This is a genomic window from Thermosulfurimonas sp. (genome assembly GCF_015491435.1).
In the GTDB taxonomy this organism is placed as follows: domain Bacteria; phylum Desulfobacterota; class Thermodesulfobacteria; order Thermodesulfobacteriales; family Thermodesulfobacteriaceae; genus Thermosulfurimonas_A.
This window is the reverse complement of the sequence record NZ_WFVX01000139.1, coordinates 1-9,326: the sequence shown is the minus strand read 5'-3', so window position 1 is coordinate 9,326 and position 9,326 is coordinate 1. Positions and strand designations below refer to the sequence as shown.

The 9,326-nt window shown below is 59.9% G+C and carries 11 protein-coding genes; 7 read left to right on the top strand and 4 right to left on the bottom strand.

Translation table 11 applies throughout. From position 1 onward, the window contains the following. The coding region (locus F8J34_RS09805) for a hypothetical protein (RefSeq protein ID WP_363315429.1) at positions 1–73 on the bottom strand (73 nt) is incomplete at its 3' end. A gap of 29 nt (positions 74–102) precedes the next feature. On the opposite strand from F8J34_RS09805, the gene F8J34_RS06360 reads away from it, so the two are divergent. Then, the gene (locus F8J34_RS06360) at positions 103–1,065 is read left to right on the top strand and encodes a cobaltochelatase subunit CobN (protein WP_297057288.1); all 963 of its coding nucleotides are present in this window, start codon (positions 103–105) and stop codon (positions 1,063–1,065) included. A 5-nt stretch (positions 1,066–1,070) separates the two neighbouring features. Here F8J34_RS06360 and F8J34_RS06355 read toward each other — a convergent pair whose 3' ends face one another. Together F8J34_RS06355 and F8J34_RS06350 are read right to left on the bottom strand one after the other, a co-directional pair. Further along, positions 1,071–1,334, bottom strand: coding sequence for a type II toxin-antitoxin system RelE/ParE family toxin (locus F8J34_RS06355; RefSeq protein WP_297057287.1), 264 nt, complete (start codon positions 1,332–1,334; stop codon positions 1,071–1,073). Beyond that, on the bottom strand, positions 1,331–1,507 hold the full coding sequence (locus F8J34_RS06350) for a hypothetical protein (protein WP_297057286.1): 177 nt from the start codon (positions 1,505–1,507) through the stop codon (positions 1,331–1,333). Before F8J34_RS06350 ends, F8J34_RS06355 begins: the two co-directional genes overlap by 4 nt. A 57-nt stretch (positions 1,508–1,564) precedes the next feature. On the opposite strand from F8J34_RS06350, the gene F8J34_RS06345 reads away from it, so the two are divergent. The 4 genes from F8J34_RS06345 to F8J34_RS06330 are packed head-to-tail and all read left to right on the top strand — an operon-like array spanning position 1,565 to position 6,718. Beyond that, positions 1,565–2,776, top strand: coding sequence for an adenosylcobinamide amidohydrolase (locus tag F8J34_RS06345; protein ID WP_297057284.1), 1,212 nt, complete (start codon positions 1,565–1,567; stop codon positions 2,774–2,776). Then, positions 2,773–4,530, top strand: coding sequence for a hypothetical protein (locus F8J34_RS06340; protein ID WP_297057283.1), 1,758 nt, complete (start codon positions 2,773–2,775; stop codon positions 4,528–4,530). Before F8J34_RS06345 ends, F8J34_RS06340 begins: the two co-directional genes overlap by 4 nt. Then, positions 4,527–5,891, top strand: coding sequence for an ABC transporter ATP-binding protein (locus tag F8J34_RS06335; RefSeq protein ID WP_297057282.1), 1,365 nt, complete (start codon positions 4,527–4,529; stop codon positions 5,889–5,891). Before F8J34_RS06340 ends, F8J34_RS06335 begins: the two co-directional genes overlap by 4 nt. Next, a complete protein-coding gene (locus tag F8J34_RS06330) occupies positions 5,888–6,718 on the top strand; it encodes an energy-coupling factor transporter transmembrane component T (protein ID WP_297057279.1) in 831 nt (276 codons plus the stop codon). The genes F8J34_RS06335 and F8J34_RS06330 overlap by 4 nt, the downstream gene beginning before the upstream one ends. On the opposite strand, the gene F8J34_RS06325 is transcribed toward F8J34_RS06330, so the two are convergent. Then, entirely contained in the window at positions 6,702–7,562 is an 861-nt protein-coding gene (locus F8J34_RS06325) for an MBL fold metallo-hydrolase (RefSeq protein ID WP_297057278.1), read from the bottom strand. The two genes, F8J34_RS06330 and F8J34_RS06325, sit on opposite strands and share 17 nt — an antisense overlap. Positions 7,563–7,598: 36 nt before the next feature. Between F8J34_RS06325 and F8J34_RS06320 the strand changes: the two genes are divergently transcribed. Together F8J34_RS06320 and F8J34_RS06315 are read left to right on the top strand one after the other, a co-directional pair. Next, positions 7,599–9,062, top strand: coding sequence for a WD40 repeat domain-containing protein (locus F8J34_RS06320; protein ID WP_297057276.1), 1,464 nt, complete (start codon positions 7,599–7,601; stop codon positions 9,060–9,062). Positions 9,063–9,081: 19 nt separating this feature from the next. Then, positions 9,082–9,326: AAA family ATPase (locus tag F8J34_RS06315; RefSeq protein ID WP_297057275.1), on the top strand; the 245-nt coding region annotated here is incomplete at its 3' end.

Below are 9,326 nucleotides of genomic sequence, written 5' to 3'. Positions count from 1 at the left end.
CGTCCTCCCGCCAGTGGGGTTCAACCCCTAGGAGCCACAGGGCGCAGGCAAAATCCTCTCCCCGGGTGCGCATGGTGGGAGAGCCCCAGAGCACCATGGAAAGTGTCCGGGATCCGGGTGCTCCCCCTCACCGAGATCGGACGGCCCCGGGTGGATGTATGTCTCACGGTAAGCGGCTTCTTCCGGGACGCCTTTCGCAACCTCATGGAACTCTTCGACCGGGCAGTGGCGGAGGTGGCCTCGCTTCCCGAACCCCCGGAGATGAATCCCCTGGCGGAAAACTTCCGGCGGGATCTGAAAAGGCTCCTTGCGCAGGGCCTTTCCGAAGGAGAGGCCCGGCGCAGGGCCTGTTTTCGGGTCTTTTCCGAGCCTCCGGGAGCTTACGGCACCGGAGTGGAAAGTGTGCTTGAGGCCGGGGCCTGGAAGGAACGCCGGGATCTCGCCGAGGTCTTCCTCACCACCATGGGTTACGCCTACGGAGAAGGCCTCTACGGAAGCGCCGCCGGGGATACCCTGCGGCAGGTACTTTCTCGCACCGAAGTAACCTATAAGAACGAGGACACCCGGGAGATAGACATCCTTTCTTGCGATTGTTTCAACGCCTATCACGGGGGGCTTAATGTGGCGGTAGAGGCCCTTTCCGGGCGGAAACCGATCTCCTACTCCGGAAGCACCGCCGATCCGGAACAGCCGGTGGTACGCACCACCGCCGAGGAAATGCGTTTCCTTTTCCGGATCAAGGTTCTGAATCCGCGCTGGATCGAGGGCCTGAAGCAGCACGGTTTCAAGGGCGCCGGGGACCTATCCCGGATAGTGGATCTCATCTTCCAGTGGGACGCCACCAGCGATGTGGTCTCGGACCGGATGTGGAAGGCCCTGGCCGAGACCTACGCCCTTTCCCCGGAGATGCAGGAATTTTTCCGGGAACACAATCCGGCAGCGCTCTTAAATATTGCCGAAAGGCTGCTTGAGGCCGCCCATCGCGGCCTTTGGAAGAACCCCGATCCGCAACTCCTCGAACGCCTGCAGGATCTATTCCTGGAGATGGAAAGGGAGGTGGAATGAAGGGACTATTTATAAATTTCCCTCCTGTGGCCGACAAGATGGACAATTATCAAAAATTCTTCTCTATCAATCTCGTATATTATTCGATAGTTTCCCACGCGCAATTTATAAAGTCCTTTAAATTTACCCCTAAGAGGCACCGGACGGATAATATCTATCTGCTCTGCGAGCCACTCAAGTTTGTATTTAACCCTGCGTTTGATGTCCGGAGGAAGACGTTTAATACTTTGAGCCGCGGTAGGAGTAAATTTTACGGTGTAAACACTCAAGAAAAGACCTCATCCAACGAAAGCAGTTCTTCTCTTTCTTTCTCCTCTAAACTCTGTCTTAATTTCTTTTCCGCCCAGGTAGAAAGCTCCTCTCCAAAATCCGGATCGAAAAATTCCTCAAGCACCTGGCGTAATATTTCCTGCAATTTTTTCTCTTCTACCATAAGAGCCATAACTTTCCTCCATCAAAACTTCCTTTTAAAGAATACCAAACATTTTGGGATCAAGCCATGACCGAACTAATGAAGCCTTACGAGGGGCTGGTGATAAAGCGGGGCGAGCGCATCCTCTGCGCGGAGTTTCTTCGTCCCCACACCGTGATCTCCACCTGTCGGGTAAACGGAGGAATCCGGCAGGACCTGCGGTTCCTGGCCAATCATCAGGCCTGTGAACCCAGGCCGCACCCGGGCTGCGGACATGGGGCCTGTCTCGCCGGCCGCGACCCCGAACGCTATCATCGCTTGATCTGCGAATATCACGGTCTCCCCCCGGAAAGGACCGCTCTTCTCGGAACCGCGGCTAATATGTATCTGGCCGGATTCTCCCGCCAGAGTTTCTCTCCCCCTGCCGACGGAAAGAAGACCTCCGGAGAGCTTGTGGTCTTCTGTGCGGCCACCGCCGGGGTGGAGACCAATGCCGGCCGGGCCGGGGATCCGGCTTCCTTTTACGAGGAGGAAGGCCGTTTTCTGCGACTCGACGGAAAGGCCCCCTCCTGCGATCGCCGGGGAACCATCGTACTCATGCTCTTCATTAACCGGGCCCTTACGCCCGGAGCCCTGGTGCGGACGGTGAAGATGGCTACCGAGGCCAAGGTGACCGTACTTGAGGAACTGCACGTGGCCTCGCGTTATTCCTGCGGCCTGGCCACCGGTACCGGGACCGATCAGATCGGGGTGGCGGCGCTCTCCCACGGGGGGCGTCCCCTTTCCGGGGCCGGAAAACACGTAAAACTCGGAGAACTCATCGCTCTGGCCGTACGGGAAGCCCTTTTCCGGGCCCTGGCCCTTCAGAACAAGCTCACGCCGGATCTGGTACGCTACGCCCCGCGACTCCTGGAACGTTACGGACTCGGTGAGGAGGACCTGCTGGTGGCCCTGCGCGATTTCCTCCCGGCACCGGTCCATGCCTGGCTGGAGCGCAATGTACGCCCGGTAATGAGTGACCTGGGACTGGTGTCCCATCTCCTGGCCTATCTTCACCTCTGGGACCAGGTACGCTACGGAATCCTTCCCCCGGAGATCGCAGCCGAGGCACTCCTGGATCAGGCCGCACTCATGGCCTGCGCCCTTTCCCAGCGCAGAGGGGATTTTCCCTCCTTCCGGGAAAAACTCGCCGCAGAAAAGAACGACCCCCGGAGACTCCTTCTTGCAGCCCTGGCCCTGGGGTTTTCCGCCAAATGGCACCATCCCCTGGGGCGAGCCGTGGGCGTGATCCCGGAATGAAGATCCTAAAACCCCTTTCAGGACTTTTCCTGCTAATCCTGGCCGCAAGTATTGCGGGATGCCGGAAGGAAAAACCCTCGCCTCCCAAAGCCCTCTTCGTACCCCTGGGGATCGAGGTTTCGGGGATCCCTCCCGAGACCCCGGTATCTCTATACCGGGCCTCCGGGGACCCGGTGCTGCGTTATCCGCCGCTGGCCAGCCAGGATCTTCTCCTCATCTTTCCCTGGAAACCGGGGGAGGTCTATCGCCTAAAAGCCGGCCCTACCTCGCTGGTGCTGAGGGCCCCGGCCTCACGACCTCTGGCCACCCTGGAGGTTTTTGCCCCGCTGGGAAGTCCCGGACAAAAGATCACGGTGGAAAAAAAGAGAACCGCACTCAAACTCACCCTTCTTTCCCGAAAGGAGGCCCCGGAAATAGGCCTTCTCGTAACCTCCTTCGTCCCCGAGTTAAACCTCTCTCTTTTTTCCGGAAATTCCACGGAAAGATATTCCCTCCGGGGAGAATTCGCCCGTCGTCTTCTGCGTCCAAGGATATATCTTCCCCCGGAGAAACCCCGACGACTCCAACTTCTTTTTCGGACCCCCGGGCGCACCGCCGAAGTGGATCTGGTCCTCAAACGCCGGATCTTCGACCTTCGGGGGAAGGTGCGTCTGGTCTCCTGGAAGCTTCCCACCGAGGAGTCGGGGCTCAGTCTGCGCTACCGGCGGGAGGGGCTCCTGGTGGTGCCCAATCCGCTTTTCGAAAGGCTGGGATATCTCCTGGGACTAAGGGCCCGGGGCTATTCCCGCTACGAACCTCTGGCCTATGAAACCCTGGAATTCCGGAATCTGACCGATGTGCCTCTCAACCTGGTGGTGCGGGGTGAATTTCTGGAGCCGGAAAGTCGCAAACCGGTAAAGGGATTCTATCCCCCGCGTTTCGGCATGAGTGGACACGCCCGAAAGCCCCTGGCCCTGGTCTATCTTCCTCCCCGGGGAAGGGCCCGGGCCGTGCTTCCCATCTACGCTCGAAGGGTACCCCCGGGGGAATATCTGGCCCTGATCAGGGTCTATCCCCTGGGAGAGAAGACCCCCATTCTGGTCAAGACCCGGCGCATCGGTCTTACCCGCGGAAGCCCGAAGCTTGCCGCGGGGTTGCTTCTTATTCTCCTTGCCGGAGGGGCTTATTCCCTGGTAGTGTTTCTGGGGCTCAGACGGCTGCTTGCGGGCTTTCGTCTGCGCGAACTTTCCCTGGTGGCCCTTTCCGGAGCCGTGGGTTTCGGGCTGGATTTCCTGGGAGGGATCCTCTCCAACATCCTTTACGCCCTCCTCGGCCCCTTCAACATCCTGGTGGGAGGACTCATTACCGAGGTGGTGCATTATGCGGTCTTCACCGCGGTTTTTGTCCTGGTGCCACGGCCGGGATTCGCCACCCTTTCCGGACTGCTTCATTATCTCATGGGAACAGTTCTCTTCGGAGGCCTTCGGGCCACGGACCCCTTTTTCGTGGGGTTCAGGCTCCTCACCCTGGAGACGGCCCTCTGGATCTTCAGGGTCTATGCACGTCCGGAAGGCCATCGCACCATCCTCGCCCTGGGACTCGCCGACGCCCTGAGCACTCTCAGTTCCCTGGTGCTCCATATGACCTTTTACCGACTCTTTTTCCCGGAGTGGTATCTCTGGCTCTCGCTCCTGGTCAAAGGATTCCTCTATACCCTGGTAGGGGCGGCTCTGGGGGTCCGCCTGGGATTACATCTCCGGGAGATGGAAAGATGAAAATCCTTGCGGTCAGAGACCTGACCTACCGGTATCCCGGAGGAAAGGACCCGGCCCTGTGCGGGGTAAGTCTCACGGTGCAGGAAGGAGAAATGGTGCTTCTGGCCGGAGAGACGGGTTGTGGAAAAAGCACCCTTCTTTCTGTGCTTTGCGGACTGATTCCCGGGGCTGCAGGAGGAGAGTTTTCCGGAGAGGTGGAGGTTCTCGGACAGAGGTGGCCGGTTTCCCCCGGAGCCCTTTTTCCCCGGGTGGCGGTGGTCTTTCAGAATCCGATGGAGATGCTCCTTGCCGAGACCGTGGCCGGGGAGGTAGCCTTCGGGCCGGAGAACCTGGGACTTTCCCCCGCGGAAATCCACTCCCGGGTGGAAAAGGCCCTTTCCGAGGTGGGGCTTTCGGGTTTTGAGTCGCGCAGACTCGAGGAACTCTCCGGGGGAGAACGCCAGCGGGTGGCCCTGGCCGCGGCGCTGGCGGTAAACCCCAGGCTTCTCCTCCTGGATGAACCCCTGGCCCAGCTCGACCCCGAGGCCTCCCGCAGGGTGATGCATATCCTGCGAAAACTTACCCGAAAAGGCATGACCGTGATCCTGGCCGAGCACCGCCTGGACCTGGCCCTTCCCTGGGTGGACAGGGTCTGTTTTCTCGAGGAAGGTCGGGTGATCTTTGAAGGACCGGCCCGGGACTTCCGGCCGCCGGAAAGACACCTTCCCCGGCCCGGGATCTCCTCCCCCGGCGAGGTCCTGATCGAGGTGCAGGGGCTTTCCTTTTCCCGCCCCGGAGGGCGGGAGGTCTTCAAAAACTTGCATCTCCGCTTTCGGCAGGGGGAAAGGGTGGCCCTTTGCGGCCCTAATGGTTCGGGAAAGACCACCTTCCTTCATCTCCTGGCCGGGCTCCTCCGGCCCTCGAGGGGAAGAATCGAGATCCGGGCCCGAAAGGGAAAAGACGCCCTTCTTCTGGGACTTCTTCTTCAGGACCCGGATCTCATGCTGGTAAGGGAAAGTGTGGAGGCCGAACTCGCCTTTGCTCCGGAAAATCTGGGACTTTCCCCGGAAGAGATAAAACGACGGGTGCTCTCGGTGGCCGAAAGGCTGGGATTGCTTTCCTTTCTTTCCAGGGTGCCCTTTTCCCTTTCTCGCGGGCAGCGCCTCCGGGTGGCCCTGGGAGCGCTTCTTACCGGCGCCCCGCGTATCCTTCTCCTGGATGAACCTACCACGGCCCAGGACGCCCGCCATATGGCCCGCCTGATCTCCTCCCTTTCCGCGGATCTCCTCCTGTTTTCCACCCATGACGAAGAGGTAGCCCGGGCGCTGGCCACCCGGGTCCTTTATTTTCGAAACGGTACCGTGGAGGAAATACAGCCATGAAAAACCTCCATCCCTATACCAAGCTGGTCCTTTCTTTCCTGGTCTCCGGGCTCTCCGTACTTCTGGACCAGCCCCTATCTCTGGGGCTGCTGGCCCTCTTCTCCCTGGGCCTTTTTCTACTTTCCCGGCCGGAGGGACGCATCCTTAAAACCCATCTTTTCCTTGCGCTCACCACCGTCTGGGGCATCATGATAAGCCAGGGACTCTTTTACCAGGACTATCCCCGAACCGTGCTCTTCTGTCTCCTTCCTCCGGGGGAACACTTCTCCGGCCTCTGTTTCATCAAGGAGGGTTTCTCTTACGGATTGATCCAGTCGTTGCGGCTGCTTGCAGCCCTTTCGGCGGGGCTTTATCTGGTGACCTCCACCTCCCGGGAACTCTTTTTCCGGGCCGTGGCGGCCCTGCCCCTTCCCCGGGGATTGACCCTGATGGCGGTTTCCGCGGTGCGGTTCCTGCCTGCGGTGGCGGAAAATCTGCGCCTGGTAAGACAGGCCCTGCGTCTGAGAGGCTACCGCCCCTTGAGACACGGCCTTCTTCACACCCTGCGGACGGAGCTCTCGGTCTTTTATCCCCTGATCTCGCTGGCGGTGCGCCAGTCGAGAATCCTCGCGGATGCCCTTCTTACCCGGGGGTTTGATCCCCTATCCCCGGGCCGGAAGCTCTTTCTTCCACCCTGGCCCACCCGCGAAAAATGGCTCTCCGCCGCCCTACTTCTTCTGGGACTGGCTGTGCTTGCGGTTAAGATCCTTTTCTGGCTATATCTTCAGGAGGTCTTTTATGCCCCGACTCTGCGCCCCCTTTATGCCCTGGTCAGGAATTATCTCTAAAACGCTTAAGACGTTCGGCCTCGAGCAGAGTTTCGGGTTTTCCGGAAAATTCCGCCCCGGAAAGGAGGCGGGTTCCTCGTGCCTCGGCCGCCTCAAAGAGAGGCCCGGCCCAGCGCCGCCAGGAAAGATCTCGCAAAAGATGATGATCCAGGATAAGGACCCCGGGACCGAGGTCTCTGATTATGCGGAGGAGATTTTCCCGTGCCATCTCCAGGGCCCGGAGACCGAACCTCGGGCCCAGATAGGTGGAGGGGCCATCCACCAAGAGGAGGTCCGGTTGCTGCTCCAGGAGGAAATGTACCACCTCGGGCCTCACCGGACCGGACACATCCGAGGTGTGCACAAAGACCTGGCCCCCGGCCCTTACCACCACCGAAATCACGCACCCGAACCGGGGATCCGGACCGTGAAAGAAAGGGCCGGAAAAAAGGATTTCTCCCCCGGGAAGTTTTATCCTTCGGCCTTCGGCCACCTCCCAGTGCACGCCGGACCGGATGAGTCTTTCCAGGAATTCCGCCGCCCGATGGGCCTGGTTGCGGTTGATGTTCCGCACCGGGTCCTTAAGAAAGACCCGTTTCCCCCGAAGATCTTCCGCCCAATCGGGAAGATAGTGATCGAAATGATAATGGGTAATCACCACCAGCTCGGCCCCTCGGAGTCTCTCCCGGATAAGGGACCTGGCCCGGGAAAGCCGTTCCAGTTCCAGACGATCCGGAGGGAGACCGTATCGTCTGGGGCCCAGGGCCGCCCCGGGATCGATAAGGATCCTCACCCCGGAGCACTCCACCTCCACAGCCATGGAACGCACCCCCAGACTTTCGGCCGCAAGGATCTCCACCCTCATGCCCTCCAGGATAGCCGCAAACCCGGCCTGCGAGAAGTGCTGTGGGGCCTTCTCTTTTTCTTTCTTCTGGTCTCCGGACTCAAAGCTCAAAAGATCAAGGCCTTCGGGCTTGAGCTGCTCTGGGACTACCCCCTGGGAGACGTGTCCTTCCAGGTAAGAGCCGGACACACACCGGATTCTTTCGTGCGTTTCTCCCCGGACGGAAGATATCTCGCCCTGGGCACCTTCTCCGGAAGACTCCTTCTCTTCCAGAGCAGCACCGGAAGGATCCTCTGGGAAAAGAAGATCCCTGAGGCCATGGTCAAACGGGTGGCCTTTTCTCCGCAGGCAAAGATCCTCTATTACGGAGAACAAGGTCCGGAAGGGGCGGTCTGCGCGGTAAAGGTCTCCTCCGGTAAAACCCTCTGGTGTTTTTCCACCGCCCGGGACCTCCTCCGGGGCGAACCCCCGGCCCCGGGTGATGTTTATGGAATCTATCAACTGCCCGGGATCTATCGTCTCCGGGTCCTTCCCGGGGGCGATCTTCTGGTGCTCGGGGTACACTCCTGGTTCGACCGAAGGGTCCGGGCCTGGCGCAGGCTCTCGCGCCTCTATCGTCTGAGCCCGGAGGGCAGGGTTCGCTGGGCCTATCCGGCCTCCGGTCCGGCCCCGGTCACCATCATTTATGCAGACAGTGATCCCACCGGGGATCGCGTGGCCCTGGTGTCCCTTCTTCCCTCGGAATATCCGGAAGACCTCCGTTTCCCCGGCCCCCCGCCCCAGAGCTTTGTGGCCCTTTCCGGGGAAACCGGCCGGGAAACCTTCCGTTACCTCCTCCGTCCGCTCCGGCCTTATTTTGATCGGGTTTCGGCCTGGGAATCGGTGGCGGTCTCCCCGGACGGACGCTTTGCCGCTCTGGGTACCGGCGACGGAAGACTCTTCCTTTTCGATCTTACCGTCCCCAAACTCTCCCGGATCCTTTCCCTGGCCACGCCCATCCTCTTCGGAAACTTCCCGGTTTCCGCCACCCTGGGCTACGGACTCTTCGGCCCCCGGGGGATCCTCTATATCCTTTCCGGAGAAAGCACCCTTCCCTACGGGCTACCCCTTTCCGTGGATCGCCCCGCCGGACCGCATCCCGCAGCCCGCACCCTCTTTGCCCTGGACCCCGAAACCGGGCACATCCTATGGCGTTTCACCTCCCCGGTGAGGCTTCAGGGGCTTGCGGTGGATACCCGGGGACAAACCCTAGCGGTATCCGCAGCGGCCTTTCGCCGCGAAAATCTCCGGGTACGACAGTTCGGAGTCCTGGTCTTTGACCTCCGAGGCCGGGGAGGAGGACTTTCCCGACTCTCCGGGTACTTTCCCACCGAAGGTACCTGTTTCTTTCATCTGGCCGTTTCTCCGGACGGAAGCCTTATCGCGGCGGTAGAAACCCCCTGGCGCGATGAATTGGGCCGTCTTTTCGGTAAACACCGTTTGCTGGTGCTTCGCCGGATCCCAAATTCCGGATTTCGATAAAATCCATTATAATGGATCTATGCGAAGGCTGCCCCTGGATACCTCGTCTTTTAAACAGATAAGGGAGCGGGGCTGGGTCTATGTGGACAAAACCCCCTGGATCCACCGCCTGATAACCGAGGGCATCTGCTACTTCCTCTCCCGCCCCCGAAGATTCGGAAAATCCCTTACCATCAATACCTTGAAGGAACTCTTCCGCGGAAACCGCAAGCTCTTTGAGGGGCTTTATATCTACGATAAGTGGGACTTCGCCGAACACCCGGT